The 17,146-nt window shown below is 62.5% G+C and carries 17 protein-coding genes; 16 read left to right on the top strand and 1 reads right to left on the bottom strand.

Features of this window, described 5'->3' with window-relative positions; all coding sequences use genetic code 11:
* The first annotated feature begins 138 nt into the window (after positions 1 to 138).
* From atpB to ABJ196_RS02560, 16 genes are all read left to right on the top strand, one after another.
* Positions 139 to 945: a F0F1 ATP synthase subunit A gene (atpB, locus tag ABJ196_RS02635; protein ID WP_257054835.1), complete on the top strand. Its 807-nt coding sequence runs from the start codon at positions 139 to 141 to the stop codon at positions 943 to 945.
* Between the two features lie 104 nt (positions 946 to 1,049).
* Positions 1,050 to 1,289, top strand: a complete 240-nt coding sequence (locus tag ABJ196_RS02630) for an ATP synthase F0 subunit C (protein ID WP_257035175.1) — start codon at positions 1,050 to 1,052, stop codon at positions 1,287 to 1,289.
* Between the two features lie 44 nt (positions 1,290 to 1,333).
* Positions 1,334 to 1,894: a F0F1 ATP synthase subunit B gene (locus tag ABJ196_RS02625; protein WP_066490850.1), complete on the top strand. Its 561-nt coding sequence runs from the start codon at positions 1,334 to 1,336 to the stop codon at positions 1,892 to 1,894.
* 6 nt (positions 1,895 to 1,900) lie between these two features.
* The gene (locus ABJ196_RS02620; protein ID WP_066490852.1) at positions 1,901 to 2,719 is read left to right on the top strand and encodes a F0F1 ATP synthase subunit delta; all 819 of its coding nucleotides are present in this window, start codon (positions 1,901 to 1,903) and stop codon (positions 2,717 to 2,719) included.
* Positions 2,720 to 2,804: 85 nt separating this feature from the next.
* Positions 2,805 to 4,445, top strand: coding sequence for a F0F1 ATP synthase subunit alpha (gene atpA, locus ABJ196_RS02615; protein ID WP_347305103.1), 1,641 nt, complete (start codon positions 2,805 to 2,807; stop codon positions 4,443 to 4,445).
* 56 nt (positions 4,446 to 4,501) lie between these two features.
* The gene (locus tag ABJ196_RS02610; RefSeq protein ID WP_347305102.1) at positions 4,502 to 5,476 is read left to right on the top strand and encodes a F0F1 ATP synthase subunit gamma; all 975 of its coding nucleotides are present in this window, start codon (positions 4,502 to 4,504) and stop codon (positions 5,474 to 5,476) included.
* 3 nt (positions 5,477 to 5,479) lie between these two features.
* Positions 5,480 to 6,928, top strand: coding sequence for a F0F1 ATP synthase subunit beta (gene atpD, locus ABJ196_RS02605; protein ID WP_066490872.1), 1,449 nt, complete (start codon positions 5,480 to 5,482; stop codon positions 6,926 to 6,928).
* A 10-nt stretch (positions 6,929 to 6,938) separates the two neighbouring features.
* Positions 6,939 to 7,310, top strand: a complete 372-nt coding sequence (locus ABJ196_RS02600) for a F0F1 ATP synthase subunit epsilon (protein ID WP_347305101.1) — start codon at positions 6,939 to 6,941, stop codon at positions 7,308 to 7,310.
* 295 nt (positions 7,311 to 7,605) lie between these two features.
* Positions 7,606 to 8,088 carry a DUF2550 domain-containing protein gene (locus ABJ196_RS02595; protein ID WP_347305100.1) on the top strand — a complete coding sequence of 161 codons (483 nt, stop codon included), beginning with the start codon at positions 7,606 to 7,608 and terminating at the stop codon, positions 8,086 to 8,088.
* An 81-nt stretch (positions 8,089 to 8,169) separates the two neighbouring features.
* Positions 8,170 to 8,862: an endonuclease NucS gene (gene nucS / locus ABJ196_RS02590; protein WP_347305099.1), complete on the top strand. Its 693-nt coding sequence runs from the start codon at positions 8,170 to 8,172 to the stop codon at positions 8,860 to 8,862.
* Entirely contained in the window at positions 8,862 to 9,146 is a 285-nt protein-coding gene (locus ABJ196_RS02585; RefSeq protein ID WP_347305098.1) for a hypothetical protein, read from the top strand. Before nucS ends, ABJ196_RS02585 begins: the two co-directional genes overlap by 1 nt.
* A gap of 38 nt (positions 9,147 to 9,184) precedes the next feature.
* Positions 9,185 to 11,287 (top strand): ATP-dependent DNA helicase RecQ, encoded by a 2,103-nt coding sequence (locus tag ABJ196_RS02580; protein ID WP_347305097.1) that lies wholly within the window; start codon positions 9,185 to 9,187, stop codon positions 11,285 to 11,287.
* 68 nt (positions 11,288 to 11,355) lie between these two features.
* Positions 11,356 to 11,667, top strand: a complete 312-nt coding sequence (locus ABJ196_RS02575) for an MTH1187 family thiamine-binding protein (RefSeq protein ID WP_347305096.1) — start codon at positions 11,356 to 11,358, stop codon at positions 11,665 to 11,667.
* Between the two features lie 3 nt (positions 11,668 to 11,670).
* The gene (locus ABJ196_RS02570; protein ID WP_347305095.1) at positions 11,671 to 12,582 is read left to right on the top strand and encodes a tetratricopeptide repeat protein; all 912 of its coding nucleotides are present in this window, start codon (positions 11,671 to 11,673) and stop codon (positions 12,580 to 12,582) included.
* A gap of 322 nt (positions 12,583 to 12,904) precedes the next feature.
* Positions 12,905 to 14,344, top strand: a complete 1,440-nt coding sequence (locus ABJ196_RS02565; protein WP_347305094.1) for a cation:dicarboxylase symporter family transporter — start codon at positions 12,905 to 12,907, stop codon at positions 14,342 to 14,344.
* A gap of 96 nt (positions 14,345 to 14,440) precedes the next feature.
* Positions 14,441 to 14,857 (top strand): low molecular weight phosphatase family protein, encoded by a 417-nt coding sequence (locus ABJ196_RS02560; protein WP_347305093.1) that lies wholly within the window; start codon positions 14,441 to 14,443, stop codon positions 14,855 to 14,857.
* Positions 14,858 to 14,967: 110 nt separating this feature from the next.
* On the opposite strand, the gene glgB is transcribed toward ABJ196_RS02560, so the two are convergent.
* Positions 14,968 to 17,088, bottom strand: a complete 2,121-nt coding sequence (glgB, locus tag ABJ196_RS02555) for a 1,4-alpha-glucan branching protein GlgB (RefSeq protein ID WP_347305092.1) — start codon at positions 17,086 to 17,088, stop codon at positions 14,968 to 14,970.
* Between the last annotated feature and the right edge of the window lie 58 nt (positions 17,089 to 17,146).

Raw genomic sequence — 17,146 nt, 5'->3', positions numbered from 1 at the left:
AAGTCCCTGCCACAACGTGTGATGTGCGACGGAGTCCAAAGTTGTGGCAGAGAGCTTGAGACGTCCATCGCACCGTGCGTGAGTTTTTACGAACTACGTACGGCCCAAACACGGGAGAGAACGCTGAGCGTTACAACTTTGGCCCTAAGTGGCCACTTCCACGAGCCCAACTTGGGTGAGGAATTCTTCCCGGGGCAAATTAATCCTTCTGAGCTGTTCCTTCGGGACTTTGCTGGCGGCGCGTTTGCGTTCGACCGCCTTATGTTCGTGCGCGTTTTGATGACGCTCGTTCTGGTGGTTCTTTTCGCGCTGGCCTTCAAGAACCCGAAGCTGGTTCCGAAGGGTCTGCAGAATGTCGGCGAGCACGCGGTCGATTTCGTCCGCGTCTATATCGCTGAAGACATTCTGGGTAAGAAGGAGGCGAAGCGATTCCTTCCGATTATCGCGACCATCTTCTTCGCGGTCCTTTTTATGAACGTACCGACCATTATTCCGGGATTGAACATCTCGCCTAATGGTCGTATCGGCATGCCTATCGTGCTCGCCGCTGTCGCGTACATCGCCATGATTTACGCAGGCGCAAAGCGCTATGGCTTTGGCAAGTTCATCAAGTCGTCGGTGGTTATTCCTAACCTGCCTCCGGCCTTGCACCTGCTGGTTGTGCCGATCGAGTTCTTCTCGACCTTCATTCTTCGACCGGTCACTCTTGCCATTCGTCTCATGGCGAACTTCCTGGCTGGACACATCATTCTGGTCCTGCTGTTCTCTGCTTCGAACTTCTTCTTCTGGCAGCTGAATGGTTGGACGGCTCTCTCGGGTGTCACCATCATCCTGGGTATTGCTTTCAGCTTGTTCGAAATCATCGTCATCTTCCTGCAGGCGTACATCTTCGCTCTGCTGACGGCGGTGTACATCGAGCTGTCCCTCCACGCGGATTCGCACTAGGACGAAGGTCGTCTACACGACCTAAGAATTCTTTCAACTCCATCAACATCCTCATCCCGGACTGATACACAGGCCGGGGAACACGAAAGGGAACGACTTTCACCATGAACGAAATCATCCTGGCACAGGCTGCTGAGTCCTCCATCTCCGGTCTTGGCACCATCGGCTACGGTCTCGCTGCTATCGGCCCGGGCATCGGCATCGGCATCGTCGCCGGCAAGACCGTCGAGGCTATGGCTCGCCAGCCCGAAATGGCCGGCCAGCTGCGCACCACCATGTTCCTGGGTATCGCCTTCACCGAGGCCCTCGCCCTCATCGGCCTGGTCGCCGGCTTCCTGTTCTAAAAAGTTCGCGTTAACCACACCAACCTTTTTAAGACTGGAGACCAATGAACAACGTCTTTTATTTGGCTGCGGCCGAAGAAGGGAACGAGGATTCGTTCTCGGTTCTTCTCCCCGCGACTTATGACATCGTCTGGTCTTTGATCTGTTTCGTAGTCATCTTGCTCCTGTTCTGGAAGTTCGTTCTTCCGGCGTACAACAAGATGCTCCAGGCACGCGAAGACCAGATCGAGGGCGGCCTGAAGCGCGCCGAAGCTCAGCAGGCTGAGGCCAAGGCTGCACTCGAGAAGTACAACGCTCAGCTGGCTGATGCCCGTGCCGAGGCTGCCGAGATCCGTGAGCAGGCGCGTGAGCGCGGCAAGCAGATCGAGACCGAGGCAAAGGCTCAGGCTGAGGAAGAGTCCCGCCGCATTGTCGCCGCTGGCGAGAAGCAGCTGGAAGCTTCCCGTGCACAGGTCGTTACCGAGCTGCGTTCTGAAATCGGTCAGAACTCCATCAACCTCGCAGAGAAGCTGCTGGGCGGCGAACTTTCGGACGCCACCCGCAAGTCCTCCACGATTGATGCTTTCCTGTCCGAGCTCGACACTGTGGCACCGGCCGGAAAGTAGGCAGACATGAAGGCAGCTAGCCGCGAAGCACTCGCGACCTCGCAGACCACCTTGGACTCTGTCCTTTACGGTGGCGACGCGGTCGCAGACTTTGCACGCACCGGCCTCGATCTGTTTGAGGTTGTCGAGGTTCTCGATGGCGACCGCGAGCTGCGCGGCGCCCTCAAGGATCCGGCTGCTTCTGCAGACGCTCGCAAGGCGCTTGTGAACACTCTGTTCGGTTCCAAGGTCTCGGACCGCGCTCTGCGCGTGCTCGAGGACGTTGTGACCCACCAGTGGTCGTCCGCTCGCGACCTCGTGAACGGCTTGGTTAATCTTGGCCGTCGCGCACTTCTGCGCGGTGCCGAGGCTCAGGGCCAGTTGGGCCAGGTTGAAGACGAGCTCTTCCGCCTGTCGCGCATTCTGGACCGTGAGGGCGAGCTGACCCAGCTGCTTACTGATCGCACTGCTGAGTCTGCGCGTAAGCGCGGACTGCTGGCGAACGTGCTCTATGGCAAGGTCACGATGTTCACTGAGGCGCTTGCGCTTCAGACCATCGCTCGCCCCGAGCACAACCCGATTGATGACATTGCGGGTTTGGCATCCCAGGCAGCTGAGCTGCAGGGCCGCTCCATCGCCTATGTCACCTCCGCGGGCGCACTGAATGACAATCAGCAGCAAGCACTCGCCGACAAGCTGGGCAAGATTTACGGTCGTGCGATGTCCATTCACTCCGAGGTTGACGAAAGCATCCTTGGCGGAATGATCATCCGCGTCGGCGACGAGGTCATCGACGGTTCCACTGCGGGCAAGATTGCTCGTATGCGTACCGCGATGTCGAAGTAAAGGCTTTAGCCTTTCCTTCAACTCGTCTTCGATGACGACACAACTTTAGAAATTATTGGACGATACTACCGAGAGTAGGAACAACATGGCGGAGCTGACGATCTCCTCCGATGAGATCCGTAGCGCGATTGCGAACTACACCTCGAGCTACTCCGCGGAGGCCTCCCGTGAGGAGACCGGCGTGGTGATTTCGGCAGCCGACGGTATTGCGCAGGTTTCTGGCCTGCCTTCCGTTATGGCTAACGAACTTCTCGAGTTCCCCGGCGGCGTGATTGGCGTCGCACAGAACCTCGACACCAACTCGATTGGCGTCGTTGTCCTGGGTAACTTCGAGTCCCTTACTGAGGGCGACGAGGTCAAGAGGACCGGCGAGGTTCTCTCCATTCCCGTGGGCGAGGCATTCCTCGGCCGCGTTATCAACCCCCTGGGCCAGCCGATTGACGGCCTTGGCCCGATTGAAGCCGAAGAGGACCGCGTCCTCGAGCTGCAGGCACCTTCCGTTCTCCAGCGTCAGCCGGTGGAAGAGCCGATGCAGACCGGCATCAAGGCTATCGATGCAATGACCCCGATCGGCCGTGGCCAGCGTCAGCTGATCATTGGCGACCGCAAGACCGGTAAGACCGCAGTCTGCATCGACACCATTCTGAACCAGAAGGCTAACTGGGAGTCCGGCGACAAGAGCAAGCAGGTTCGCTGCATCTACGTCGCTATCGGCCAGAAGGGTTCCACCATTGCTGGCGTGCGCCACACGCTCGAGCAGCACGGTGCCCTGGAGTACACCACCATCGTGGCTGCTCCGGCTTCCGACTCCGCAGGCTTCAAGTGGCTGGCACCGTTCTCCGGTGCTGCTCTTGGCCAGCACTGGATGTACCAGGGCGACCACGTCCTGATCATTTACGATGATCTGACCAAGCAGGCTGAGGCCTACCGTGCGATTTCCCTTCTGCTGCGTCGTCCGCCGGGACGCGAAGCATACCCGGGCGACGTCTTCTACCTGCACTCCCGTCTGCTGGAGCGTGCTGCAAAGCTCTCCGACGACATGGGTGCTGGTTCCATGACGGCTCTCCCGATCATCGAGACCAAGGCGAACGACGTCTCCGCCTTCATCCCGACCAACGTTATTTCCATTACCGACGGCCAGGTCTTCCTGGAGTCCGACCTGTTCAACCAGGGCGTCCGTCCGGCAATTAACGTCGGTGTGTCGGTGTCTCGTGTCGGTGGTGCCGCTCAGACCAAGGGTATGAAGAAGGTTGCCGGTAACCTGCGTCTGGACCTCGCGTCCTACCGCGACCTGCAGGCCTTCGCCGCGTTCGCGTCGGACCTTGACGCTGCTTCCAAGGCTCAGCTGGAGCGCGGTGAGCGCCTCGTCGAGCTGCTGAAGCAGTCCGAGTCCTCCCCGCAGCCGGTTGAGTACCAGATGGTGTCCATCTTCCTGGCCGACGCTGGCATCTTCGACGTCGTTCCCGTTGAGGACGTTCGCCGCTTCGAGCGCGATGTGCAGGAGTACCTGCGTTCCAACGCGCCGCAGGTCTTCGAGCAGATTGCTGGCGGTCAGGCTCTGACCGACGAGTCCAAGGAAGCGCTCCTCGCTGGTGCTAAGGACTTCACTCCGACCTTCCAGACGACCGAGGGCCACAACCTCGGCACCGAGGCTCCGGTGGAGCCGCTGGCAGAAGCGGAGCACAAGAAGACCGAGCTCAACGTCTCCCGCAAGACGGCCAAGTAAGTCACACATCCAACGACTTTTAACCGTCTAGATTAAAGAAGGGAGGAGCGAACACCATGGCAAATCTTCGCGAATTGCGCGACCGTATCCGGTCCGTGAACTCGACTAAGAAGATCACCAAGGCTCAGGAGCTCATTGCTACCTCGCGCATTACCAAGGCGCAGGCTCGCGTGGAAGCGTCCCAGCCGTACGCACACGAGTTGAACAACGTTATGAATCGACTCGCTGCGGCTAGCTCGCTCGACCACCCGATGCTTACGCCCCGTGAAGACACGCGTGTAGCTGCCATTCTCGTGGTCTCCTCGGACCGCGGCATGTGCGGTGGCTACAACAACAACGTCTTCAAGAAGGCGGCCGAGCTGGAAGCGCTGCTCAAGCAGCGCGGCCTCGAGGTCGTTCGTTACGTCACCGGCAACAAGGGCGTGGGCTTCTACAAGTTCCGCGAAGATCCGGTTGCAGGTGCCTGGACCGGTTTCTCCCAGGATCCGTCCTGGGAGGCAACCCACAACGTGCGCCGTCACATCATTGATGGCTTCCTCGCGGGTTCGAATGGTACGGCCAAGTCGCGTGAAGGCGTCAACGAGGGCCAGCCAGCCCGCGGTTTCGACGAGGTTCACGTTGTGTACACGGAGTTTGAGTCCATGCTGTCTCAGACTGCGCGTGCGCAGCAGCTGCTGCCAGTCGTTCCGGTCATCCAGGAAGAGGATCTGCATCTTCCGGAGTCTGCCACTGCGGCGACGACGGACGAGGTTACTGCAGACTACGAGTTCGAGCCGGACGCAGACACTCTCATGAATGCCCTGCTTCCGCAGTACGTCTCGCGTACGCTGTTCTCCATGTTCTTGGAGTCTTCGGCGTCCGAGTCCGCTTCCCGACGCAACGCTATGAAGTCTGCAACTGATAACGCGACGGCCCTTGTCAAGGACCTGTCGCGTGTGGCCAACCAGGCCCGTCAGGCACAGATTACCCAGGAAATTACAGAGATTGTCGGTGGCGCTGGCGCGCTATCTGACAGCGCAGAAAGTGACTAGATTATGACTACAGCTCTGCAAGAGCAGAATGCACAGGATTCGGCGGTTGCCGGTCGCGTCGTGCGCGTCATCGGTCCGGTCGTCGACGTGGAATTCCCGCGCGGCGCACTGCCGGCACTGTACAACGCACTGCACGTCGAGATCTCCCTCGAAGCTGTTGCAAAGACTGTCACCCTCGAGGTCGCTCAGCACCTCGGTGACAACCTCGTCCGTGCCGTGTCCATGGCACCGACTGACGGCCTCGTTCGCGGTGCCGTCGTGACCGACACCGGCAAGCCGATTTCGGTTCCCGTCGGTGACATCGTCAAGGGCCACGTGTTCAACGCCCTCGGCGACTGCCTCGACCAGCCGGGTCTGGGCCGTGACGGCGAGCAGTGGGGCATCCACCGCGAGCCGCCGGCATTCGACCAGCTCGAGGGTAAGACCGAAATCCTTGAGACGGGTATTAAGGTCATCGACCTTCTGACCCCGTACGTCAAGGGCGGCAAGATTGGCCTCTTCGGCGGCGCAGGTGTGGGTAAGACCGTTCTTATCCAGGAGATGATTACTCGTATCGCACGCGAGTTCTCCGGTACCTCCGTCTTCGCCGGCGTCGGCGAGCGTACCCGTGAGGGCACCGACCTCTTCCTCGAAATGGAAGAAATGGGCGTTCTGCAGGATACGGCCCTTGTGTTCGGCCAGATGGACGAGCCGCCGGGAGTTCGTATGCGTGTGGCCCTGTCCGGCCTGACCATGGCGGAGTACTTCCGCGATGTCCAGAACCAGGACGTGCTGCTGTTCATCGATAACATCTTCCGTTTCACCCAGGCCGGTTCTGAGGTGTCGACCCTTCTGGGTCGTATGCCTTCCGCCGTGGGTTACCAGCCGACCCTGGCTGATGAGATGGGTGTTCTGCAGGAGCGCATTACCTCCACCAAGGGTAAGTCGATTACCTCCCTGCAGGCCGTCTACGTCCCGGCCGATGACTACACCGACCCGGCACCGGCGACGACCTTCGCCCACCTTGACGCCACGACCGAGCTTGACCGTGGTATCGCGTCCAAGGGTATTTACCCGGCCGTGAACCCGCTGACCTCGACGTCTCGTATCCTCGAGCCGTCCATCGTCGGCGAGCGCCACTACGCAGTTGCGCAGCGCGTCATCGGTATTCTGCAGAAGAACAAGGAACTCCAGGACATCATCGCCATCCTTGGTATGGACGAGCTGTCTGAGGAGGACAAGATCACCGTTCAGCGTGCACGTCGTATCGAGCGCTTCCTGGGCCAGAACTTCTTCGTCGCAGAGAAGTTCACGGGCCTGCCGGGCTCCTACGTCCCGCTGTCCGAGACGATCGACGCTTTCGAGCGCATCTGCAATGGCGAGTTCGACGCTTACCCGGAGCAGGCCTTCAACGGCCTGGGTGGCTTGGACGACGTCGAGGCTGCGTACAAGAAGCTGACCGAGAAGAAGTAGGGAGACGCACATGGCTGACATCACCGTGGAACTGGTTTCCGTCGAACGTATGCTGTGGACCGGCAAGGCCACGATCGTCACGGCTGAGACCACCGAGGGTGAGATCGGCGTGCTTCCTGGCCACGAGCCCATGATCGGCCAGCTGGTCGACAACGGCGTCGTGACCATCCGTCCGGTCGACGGCGACCGTCGCGTCGCCGCCGTGTCGGGTGGCTTCCTCTCCATCAACGCAGACAAGGTGACCGTCCTTGCCGATTGGGCCGTGTGGTCCGACGAATACGGCAAGGACACCACCGTGGGCTCCGAGTACACCAGCGAATGGCTGGAGAACGCTCGTAAGACCGCCGGTGAGCGCGCCGTCCGTCGTGCCCAGGAGTCTTAAGACTCTGCGGCTGGAGAGATGACAAGGGCAGCAAGGCCCTTCCTGCTCTCGCTTGAGTCGCATCCCGCCTGTCCTTCCTTCGGGAAGGGGAGGCGGGATTCGTCGTTTTCTTGCAGTCGGAGCGGGTGCGGCTCTCGGCGCAGCGCAGTGCCCCGTGCCCACCGAAAAAGGAATCAGTACGCGTGTGATCCTTGACCCGTCTCCGGTCATTTTTTAGCGCGAGGGAATGCGAACGCGCTAGAGTTACCTCTAACCCCAAATTTAGATTTATCTGTTGCATGGAGGTGGCACCGCCGTGGAGACCGTGATGACCATTCTGGGCTGGCTTGTTCTGCTCACCGTCGTCGTTGTGGTGCTGCTCGCTGCCGTGCGCTTCTTTGCTCTGCGTTCCAACGGCACCCAGATACTTCTGCGCACCGTGCCGGCCAAGGATACGCACAATTGGCGCCACGGCCTGCTGCGCTACCGCGGTGAGCTCATGGAGTTCTACAAGCTGCGTTCCGTATGGCCGGCCGCCGATCTCACGCTCAATCGCCTCGACATCGAATTCTTGGGTTCTCGCACCCTCGACGATGACGAGGCTTCTTTTATGACGGAGGCCACCGAGGCCGTCCATTTCCAGGCCGCCGGCCAGGAGTACGAACTTGCCACGGATCTCCATGGGGCGATGGCGCTCAACGCCTGGGTTGAGTCGGCACCGTCCAAGCGGCTTGAGCGCGTGGACATCAAGAAGCTGCGCGAGCGCGTGCAGCGCGATAAGCGCCAGCAGGGACGCTAAGCCAGCCTGCATGGCCGGGTACAAGGGGGCATCGGAAAGCCGATTGCAAGGCCGCGTGCCGTCCACGCTAGGGTAGTGAGCATGCGTTTAGTCATCGCCCGTTGCTCCGTGGATTATGTTGGCCGTCTCGATGCACACCTGCCGCTCGCAGACCGCTTGCTCATCGTGAAGAAGGACGGATCCGTGTCCGTCCACGCGGACGATCGCGCTTATAAGCCGCTCAACTGGATGCAGCCGCCGTGCACGCTCGAGGAGTCGCCCATTACGGACCTCGACGGCGAGGACACGGGCGAGATTCTGTGGCTCGTAGAAAATCCCAAGGGCGAGCAGCTGCGCATCACCATCCAGGAAATCCTCCACGAGTTCGCCTATGACCTCGGCGAGGACCCAGGCCTGGTGAAGGACGGCGTCGAATCCCACCTGCAGGAGCTGCTCGCCGAGCACATTACGACCCTCGGTGAGGGCTACACGCTCGTGCGGCGCGAGTACCCCACGGCCATCGGACCCGTGGACATCATGGCGCGCGACGCTGAGGGTCACCATGTGGCCGTGGAGATCAAGCGCCGTGGGGGCATCGATGGCGTGGAACAGCTCACGCGCTACCTCGACCTGCTCAACCGCGACGCGCTACTGGGTAAGGTCCAGGGCGTCTTCGCCGCTCAAGAGATTAAGCCACAGGCTCGCATCCTCGCCGAAGACCGTGGCATCCGCTGCGTCGTGCTTGACTACCAGGATCTGCGCGGCATTGAGAGCAACGAGCTGCGCCTGTTCTAATGCCACGCCGCAATAGAAGAATCAAGACCGAACCACGCTACCTGCCCGCCGATGGCTCCTCTTTCTTCGGTTCCCAGACCGTCGAGGGGCCCAGCTGGACTCACGGCGAGCCCTACATTATGCGACACATCGGCTCGGCCGCTGCGAGGAAGTTCTATATCTGCCCCGGCTGCAACCAGAACATTCCGCCCGGCGTCGCGCACATTGTGGCGTGGCCGCGCGATACCGGCGGGCGCGGGGATGACCGCCGCCACTGGCACCGGCATTGCTGGGAACGCCGCTAGGGCGTGACGCTTCGCGCACGCCGATAGACTTGGAAGGCATGAACCCCGCAACCCGTGAAGAAGCCGACGTCCTCCTCCAGGGCATCGCCGGATCCGAGGCCCATCTGCGCGACGACCAGTGGACCGCCATCGACTCGCTCGTCAATCAGCGCCGCCGCATGCTCGTGGTGCAGCGCACTGGTTGGGGCAAGTCAGCCGTGTATTTCATCGCAGCCAAGCTGCTGCGTGCCCGTGGCTTTGGGGCCTCGGTCATCATTTCGCCGTTGTTGGCGCTCATGCGCAACCAGGTGGAGGCCGCCGCCCGCGCGGGCATCCGCGCGGTGACCATTAACAGCGCGAATATGACGCAGTGGGACGATCTCCACGCCGCGATTGCTGTGGGTGAGGCAGACCTCGTGCTCATCTCTCCCGAGCGCCTCAATAATCCGTCCTTCCGCACGGCGGTGTTGCCCCAGCTTAGCCGTGCCGCCGGCATGCTCGTCGTTGACGAGGCGCACTGTATCTCCGATTGGGGTCACGACTTCCGCCCGGACTACCGGCGCATCAAGGATCTGCTCGCTGGCCTGCGCCCAGATACGCCAGTGCTGGCCACGACGGCGACGGCGAATGACCGTGTCGTTGCGGACGTCCAGGCACAGCTGGGGGAGAACACCGGCGTGCTGCGCGGCGGGCTCGACCGTGAGTCGCTCTACCCGGCGGTGTTGCGCCTCGAGGATACGACGCAGCGCCCGGCCTGGCTCGCGACGCACCTCAATGAGTTGCCTGGCTCGGGCATTATCTACTGCCTTACCGTCGCCGCGGCGGAGGACCTCGCGGAGGCGCTGCGCGGTGCCGGCTTTGAGGTCGCCGCCTACACCGGCCGCACGGAGGCCGAGGAACGCGAGCGTCTCGAACAGGCGCTCATCCACAATGAGCTCAAGGCGCTCGTGGCGACTTCCGCGCTGGGCATGGGATTCGACAAGCCGGACCTGGGCTTCGTCGTTCACGTTGGCGCACCCGGCTCGCCTGTGTCCTATTACCAGCAGATCGGCCGTGCGGGCCGCGGCACCGATCACGCGGAAGTCCTCCTTTTGCCCGGCGTCGAGGACCAGGACATCTGGGGCTACTTCGCGTCGCTTACCTTCCCGCCCGAGCCGGTCGTGCGCCAGCTCCTCGAGGTCCTCGCGAACGCGGACGGCCCGTTGTCCACGGCGAAGATTGAGCCGCACGTGGACCTTAACCGTTCGCGTCTGGAACAGGCGCTCAAGGTCCTCGACGTCGACGGCGCCGTCCAGCGCGTGCAGGGCGGCTGGCAGTCCACCGGGCAGCCGTGGTCGTATGACTCGGCCCGCTACGAAGGCCTCGCCGCCGCGCGCAAAGCGGAGCAGCAGGCCATGCTTGACTACGAGGCGACGACGGAATGCCGCATGCTCTTCCTGCGCCACCAGCTCGATGACGCCACTGCGACCGACCCCTGCGGCCGCTGCGACAACTGTACGGGCAGACGCTGGGATCCGAGCGTCGACGCCGCCGTCGGCCAGTCTGTGAAGGCGCAACTCACCGCGCCCGGCGTGGCGCTGCCGCACCGCAAGATGTGGCCGACGGGCATCACCCGGCCCGTCGCGGTCAAGGGCCGTATCAAGGGCGTGGGTGAAGGCAAGGCGCTCGGACGTCTTAATGACATTGGGCGCGGCCCGGCGCTTACCACGCTCGTCACGGAGTGTGCCTGGGTGCCCAGCCAGCCGTGGCAGCAGGACCCGTGGTTGCCGCAGGTCGTCGAGGTTCTCGCTGGCTGGGACTGGCAGACGCGTCCCACTTCCGTCGTCGCGCTGGGCAACGTGGACCCGGAGACCACGGCGTTCGTCGAGCGCCTCGCCCAGGCGGTCGCAGGACTGGGCCGCATGCAGTTCGCCGGCACCCTGCGCACCGCGCCCGGCACCACGGAGGTCACCGCGCAGAATTCCGCCTACCGCGTCATGGGGCTGCTACAGCACTATGACTTCGCGAGCATCAATCAGGACGTCATCGCTGCGGCGGGCGGACCGGTGCTCCTCGTTACCGATCTCGTGGACACGGCGTGGTCCGTCACCGTCGCGGGCAGCGGCATTTCCACGACGACGGGGGCAGAAGTCCTGCCCTTCGCGCTCGCGGCTCGGGGGTGAGCACAGGGCTGATCGTTGAGTGCGATCCACCCGGCGGTGGGGTGGCTCACGCGCGTAGAATTGCACGCATGATTGTCGCTTTTTCTGTCGCGCCCACGATTGTGGAGTCGCCCACCGCAGAGATGTCCGAGGCCGTCGCCGCCGCCGTGAAGGTCGTGCGCGAATCTGGCCTTCCCAACGAGACGAACGCCATGTTTACGCTCCTGGAAGGGGACTGGGACGAGGTCTTCGCCGTCATTAAGAAGGCCACGGACGCCGTGCGCGCGGTCTCGCCGCGCACGGGTCTTGTGATTAAGGCCGATATTCGCGAGGGCGTGACGGGACAGCTCACCAGCAAGGTCGAGGCCGTCGAGCGCCACCTGAAGAATGGGGAGGTTTAAGCCATGACTATTCCGAATCGTTTCGTCGGCGGCGCCCTGGATCTGGGGGAGCTTAAAGCACGCAATGACGCGCGCGCCAAGGCGGCATCTGCCCAGCAGCCCGGTGGCTCGTCTGGCGGCGTCCAGCCCTTCTTCCAGGTGACCGAGGCCAACTTTGAAGAAGACGTCGCGCGCCGCAGCGCCCAGGTGCCCGTTGTCGTTCTCGTGGGCACGGCCCGCTCGCCGCAGTCGGAGCAACTGAAGACCGACTTCGCGGACCTCGCCGCGGCTGGCGGCCTCAAGTTTGTGGTCGGCTACGTCGACGCGGATGCCACCCCGCAGGTCGCGCAGGTCTTCGGCGTACAAAACCTGCCTACCGTCATTGCGCTCGCCGCAGGCAAGCCCATCACTCACTTCGAGGGTGGCCAGCCGCGCGAGAGCCTCGAGCAGTGGGTCGCCGCCCTCGTCCAGCAGGTCGGCGCCCAACTGCCGGGCATCCCGGACGCGGGGGAACAGCCCCAGGAACCGGAGCTCGATCCGCGCGTGACGCAGGCCGAGGACGCGCTCAACGCGGGCGACTTCGACGCAGCCATCACGGTCTACGACGCGATCCTCGAAGACGATCCGAAGGCGACGGACATCAAGCAGGCGCGCGACACCACGAAGCTGCTCAAGCGTATCTCCGGCGTCGAAGACCCCATCGCCGAGGCAGAAACCGATCCCTCGCCCGCCGCGCAGATGCATGCTGCGGATGCCGAGGTCGTCGCCGGCGTGCCGGAAAAGGCCTTCGACCGCCTTATTAACACGATGAAGGTCACGGCGGGTGACGAGAAGGCTGCGCTGCGCGAGCGCCTGCTCGAGCTCTTCGGGCTCTTCGACGCGGGCGACCCGCGTGTCCTCGCGGCACGTACCAAGCTGGCGAGCGCCCTGTACTAGGCGAGTGTGACCAGCTGCACGCTTCGGCGCGTCCAACAGCCACGATAATGACCTGACTGTCGGGTTAGCCCCCGCACGGGTGAGAGAAATGCTCACCCGTGCGGGGGCTTTGTGTTCGCTTGGCGAATTTCGCGGACACCCCTTGCCTAGCCCCGGGGTTAAAACCACAGTAACCCTGTACTTCCTAGGTTTTCGCGACAGAAAAGAGCGGGTCTAGTATCCCTGTATCACCCGTACGTGAGCCGCTTCACGTTCGGTACAAAAGACGATACATAACTCTGTGTGCTATCGAGCGGCTCACACTCTCAAGAAAGGGACGGCTATGGTTTCGCCAGTTACCACCACCCCAAAAATTGCTCAGGCGAAGGGCCCGAAGAAGGACCGCACGCACTGGCTCTACATTGCTGTCATCGTCGCGGTCGTCGGTGGCGTGGTCTTCGGCCTCGTCGCGCCGGAGGCCGCCGCGCCGTTTAAGATCCTCGGCACGATGTTCGTGAGCCTCATCAAGATGATCATTGCCCCAGTCATCTTCTGCACCATCGTGCTTGGCATCGGCTCCGTGCGTGCTGCAGCCTCGGTGGGCAAGGCCGGCGGCATCGCCCTGGCGTACTTCATCATTATGTCGACCTTCGCGCTCGCCGTGGGCCTCCTCGTAGGTAACTTCATCGAGCCAGGCACCGGACTCGACATTTCAGCGTCTGCCGGTGCAGCGGATTCCTTTATTGCTCAGGCAGAAGAAAGCCACGAGGGCCTCACGGGCTTCATTGCGTCCATCATCCCGGACACGCTGTTCTCGTCCTTTACGTCGGGCTCGGTGCTCCAGGTTCTCTTCGTCGCGCTACTCTGCGGCTTCGCCGTGCAGTCCATGGGCCCGTCGGGTGAGCCCATCCTCGCGTTCATTGCGCACCTCCAGCGCCTCGTGTTCAAGCTGCTGTCGATGATCCTCTGGGTCGCACCCATCGGCGCGTTCGGCGCCATGGCCGGCGTGGTTGGCGCCACCGGCTTCGATGCCGTGAAGTCGCTCGCCATCCTCATGCTGGCGTTCTACATCACGTGTTTCCTCTTCGTCTTCCTCGTACTCGGTACCATCGCCCGCGTCTTCGGCGGCATCTCCATGTGGAAGCTGTGCAAGTACCTGGGCCGCGAGTTCCTCCTCATCCTCGCGACCTCGTCCTCCGAGTCCGCGCTGCCGAACCTCATGCGCAAGATGGAGCACCTCGGCGTGGAAAAGCCCACCGTCGGCATCGTGGTCCCGACTGGTTACTCCTTCAACCTCGACGGCACCGCCATCTATCTCACGCTGTCCTCCATCTTCATCGCGGAAGCCATGCACATGCCCATGAACCTGGGCGAGCAGATCGGTCTGTTGGTCTTCATGATCATCGCCTCCAAGGGCGCGGCCGGTGTCTCTGGCGCCGGCATCGCGACGCTGGCCGCGGGCCTGCAGTCGCACCGCCCGGAGCTCCTGCACGGCGTGGACATCATCGTCGGTATCGACCGCTTCATGTCCGAGGCTCGCGCGCTGACCAACTTCGCGGGCAACGCCCTGGCCACCGTCCTGGTCGGCCGCTGGACCCACTCCGTCGACATGAACCGCGTTCACCAGGTGCTCGACGGACAGCTGCCTTATAAGGAGACCAACCTCGACAGCGACGTCGACCTCAAGCTACCGGACGTCGTCAACCCCGCTAACGAGACGCTGCAGCCTACGCAGCAGATTGACCTGGACAACTATGAGAAGGGTTCGGGCATCTACAAGTAAGAGCTCAACCCCACGCGCCCGCGCTGCCCTTCAACCGGCCGTGCGGGCGTTGTCATGTCTACAATGACCCACATCAACCGTGTTCTGTACTGAAAGGTGACCACCATGCCCTCCGTTTACTTCCTGTGCAATAGCAACCGTGGCAAGTCCCAGATGGCCGAGGCGCTGGCGCGTAAGCACGCTCCGGAGTGGGAGATTTACTCCGCGGGTGTGAAGGTCACCGAGCCGGGTGCCGAGGGTGAGGTTAACCAGGAGTCCGTCGAGGCGCTCGCCGAGGTCGGCGCGGACATGACCCACGGCCAGGCCGAGGCCGTGGACCCACAGTTGCTGCGCAGCGTCGACCACGTGGTCATCGTGGGTGGCGCGGAGCTGGACTGGCCGGAGGACGCGACTGGAAAGCTGGAGCGCTGGGAGGTATCCGAACCCGTCGAGCAGGATATCCACGGCATGGAACGTATGCGGATTATCCGCGACGAGATTGACGCGCACGTGCGCGGGCTCGTGGGGAAGTAACCTGGAGATCTGAAAATGACCACAACGCCCGAATAAGCCTGAAAAATTTTGATTTTCGGGGCCTTATTCGGACGTTGTGGTCATTGAGTCTCAGGGCGAGACTGGAAGAACTAGCCGCGGTAGACGTACCACTGCGCCGAGTTGGCGGGCAGGTGCAGCCAGGCACCGTCGTCGCCCGCGGTGAACTCGGATGGCAGGTTGTTGCCCGCGCCCTCGTAGCTGGAGTCATCCGTATTGAGGACGAGCTCCCAGCGGCCCGGGCGGGTGGGGTGGAGCTGGTAATGAGTGTGGGAGGAACCGGAGAGGTTGATGACCGCGAGCAGCGCGGAGCCGTCCTCGCCGTAGCGCTCGTAGGCGAGCACGTTGCCGTTAGCATCATCGCCCACGACCGAGTGGAAGCCAGAGGGATCGAAGTCGCGCGTGTAGAGCGCCGGGGTGTTCTTGTACAGAGCACCGAGGTCACGCGAGAGCTTCTTGATGCCCTGGTGCCATTCGTGGCCCCAACCCTCCAGGTTGGACCAATCGACGGAAGAAGACTCGTTCCACTCCGTGGTCTGGCCGAATTCCTGGCCCATGAACAGCAGGTTCTTGCCGGGGTGGGAGTACATGTAGGCATACAGCGCGCGCACGCCGGCCGCCTTGTTCCAGTCATCGCCCGGCTGGCGGCCCCAGATGGTGCCCTTGCCGTGGACGACTTCGTCGTGGCTAAACGGCAGGATGTAGTGCTCGGAGTAGGCGTAGACCATGGAGAAGGTGAGCTCACCGTGGTGGTAGGAGCGGTGGATCGGCTCGTGCTTGAAGTACTCGAGCGTGTCGTTCATCCAGCCCATGTTCCACTTAAAGTCGAAGCCCAGGCCGCCGTCGGAGGTGGGGCGGGTAACGCCATCCCAGGAGGTGGACTCCTCAGCGATGGTCCACACGCCCGGGTGGGCGCGGTGGAGCGTGCCGTTGGTTTCCTGGAGGAACTGGACTGCCTCGAGGTTCTCGCGGCCGCCGTACTGGTTGGGCAGCCACTCCTCGCGGGAGTAGTCGAGGTAAAGCATGGAGGCCACGGCGTCGACGCGCAGGCCGTCGACGTGGAATTCCTCCGCCCAGTACAAAGCGTTGGCGACCAGGAAGTTGCGAACCTCGTTGCGACCGAAGTCGAAGACGTAGGTGCCCCAGTCTGCCTGCTCGCCACGGCGGGGGTCCGGGTGCTCGTAGAGGGCTTGGCCGTCGAAGCGGCCGAGCGCGAACTCGTCTTTGGGGAAGTGCGCGGGGACCCAGTCGATGATGACGCCGATGCCCGCCTGGTGGAGGGCGTCGATAAGTGCCTTGAGATCCTCTGGCGAGCCCCAGCGCGCGGAGGGCGCGTAGTAGCCAGAGACCTGGTAGCCCCAGGAGCCGCCGAAGGGGTGCTCGGCGACGGGCATAAGCTCGACATGCGTGTAGTTGTGCTCCAGGAGGTAGGGGATGAGCTCCTCACGCAGCACGTTGTAGTTCGAGCCGATCTTCCAGGAACCGACGTGGACCTCATAGATATTGACTGGCACGTTGATATCGCCGGTGCGTGCGTCGATCCACTTCTGGTCGTTCCACGTGTAGGTGGAGTGGGCGACGACGGAGTCCGTGGCCGGCGGGGCAACGGTGGCCTTGGCGAGCGGGTCGGCCTTGTCGATGCGGCCGGAGTACTTGGTCTGGATGGCAAACTTGTAGCGCTCGCCCACGCCGATGCCAGGGACGAAGACTTCCCAGATGCCCGTGGAGCCCAGCGAGCGCATGGGGTATTGGGTGGGGTTCCATCCGCAGAAGTCGCCGACGACGGCGACGCCCACGGCGTTGGGGGCCCACACGGCGAAGGCGACGCCCTCGACGACGCCGAGGTCCGTCTCATAGGACTTGAGGTTCGCGCCGAGCACTTCCCACAGGCGCTCGTGGCGGCCCTCACCGATAAGGTGCAGGTCAAAGGTACCGAGTGTGGGGAGGAAGTGGTAGCCGTCGGCCACCTCGCGGGCGGGCTGGCCCGGATAGGTCACGCGCAGGCGGTAATCGGCCTCGCGAACCAAGCAGGCTTCCCACATATCATTGCCCACGTTTGTCATGGCAATGGTCTTCTCTGCCGTGACGAGCTCGACCGACTCGGCGCCCGGCTTGCGGGTGCGCACGACGCCGTCGTGCCAGCCATAGAAATCGTGCGGCGCCCAGTGGCGGCAGGAGTTGAGGAGATCGAGGTCAGACTGAGGGATGCTCATAGAGTCAAAAGTACCTTTATAGAGGGGTGCGTGCAGGCGATGTGAGTTTTCTCTTGAT

The sequence above is a fragment of the Corynebacterium sp. SA-MJD20WY100 genome, from assembly GCF_039822565.1.
In the GTDB taxonomy this organism is placed as follows: Bacteria; Actinomycetota; Actinomycetes; order Mycobacteriales; family Mycobacteriaceae; genus Corynebacterium; species Corynebacterium phoceense_A.
The sequence above is the reverse complement of the archived record's forward strand: the minus strand, read 5'-3'. Positions and strand labels throughout refer to the sequence as shown.

Excerpts from the sequence above, each read along its gene's own strand:
- ABJ196_RS02630 (WP_257035175.1), top strand. The coding sequence starts at position 1,050 with ATGAACGAAATCATCCTGGCACAGGCTGCTGAGTCCTCCATCTCCGGT.
- ABJ196_RS02625 (WP_066490850.1), top strand. The coding sequence starts at position 1,334 with ATGAACAACGTCTTTTATTTGGCTGCGGCCGAAGAAGGGAACGAGGAT.
- ABJ196_RS02620 (WP_066490852.1), top strand. The coding sequence starts at position 1,901 with ATGAAGGCAGCTAGCCGCGAAGCACTCGCGACCTCGCAGACCACCTTG.
- atpA (WP_347305103.1), top strand. The coding sequence starts at position 2,805 with ATGGCGGAGCTGACGATCTCCTCCGATGAGATCCGTAGCGCGATTGCG.
- ABJ196_RS02610 (WP_347305102.1), top strand. The coding sequence starts at position 4,502 with ATGGCAAATCTTCGCGAATTGCGCGACCGTATCCGGTCCGTGAACTCG.
- atpD (WP_066490872.1), top strand. The coding sequence starts at position 5,480 with ATGACTACAGCTCTGCAAGAGCAGAATGCACAGGATTCGGCGGTTGCC.
- ABJ196_RS02600 (WP_347305101.1), top strand. The coding sequence starts at position 6,939 with ATGGCTGACATCACCGTGGAACTGGTTTCCGTCGAACGTATGCTGTGG.
- nucS (WP_347305099.1), top strand. The coding sequence starts at position 8,170 with ATGCGTTTAGTCATCGCCCGTTGCTCCGTGGATTATGTTGGCCGTCTC.
- ABJ196_RS02585 (WP_347305098.1), top strand. The coding sequence starts at position 8,862 with ATGCCACGCCGCAATAGAAGAATCAAGACCGAACCACGCTACCTGCCC.
- ABJ196_RS02580 (WP_347305097.1), top strand. The coding sequence starts at position 9,185 with ATGAACCCCGCAACCCGTGAAGAAGCCGACGTCCTCCTCCAGGGCATC.
- ABJ196_RS02575 (WP_347305096.1), top strand. The coding sequence starts at position 11,356 with ATGATTGTCGCTTTTTCTGTCGCGCCCACGATTGTGGAGTCGCCCACC.
- ABJ196_RS02570 (WP_347305095.1), top strand. The coding sequence starts at position 11,671 with ATGACTATTCCGAATCGTTTCGTCGGCGGCGCCCTGGATCTGGGGGAG.
- ABJ196_RS02565 (WP_347305094.1), top strand. The coding sequence starts at position 12,905 with ATGGTTTCGCCAGTTACCACCACCCCAAAAATTGCTCAGGCGAAGGGC.
- glgB (WP_347305092.1), bottom strand. The coding sequence starts at position 17,088 with ATGAGCATCCCTCAGTCTGACCTCGATCTCCTCAACTCCTGCCGCCAC.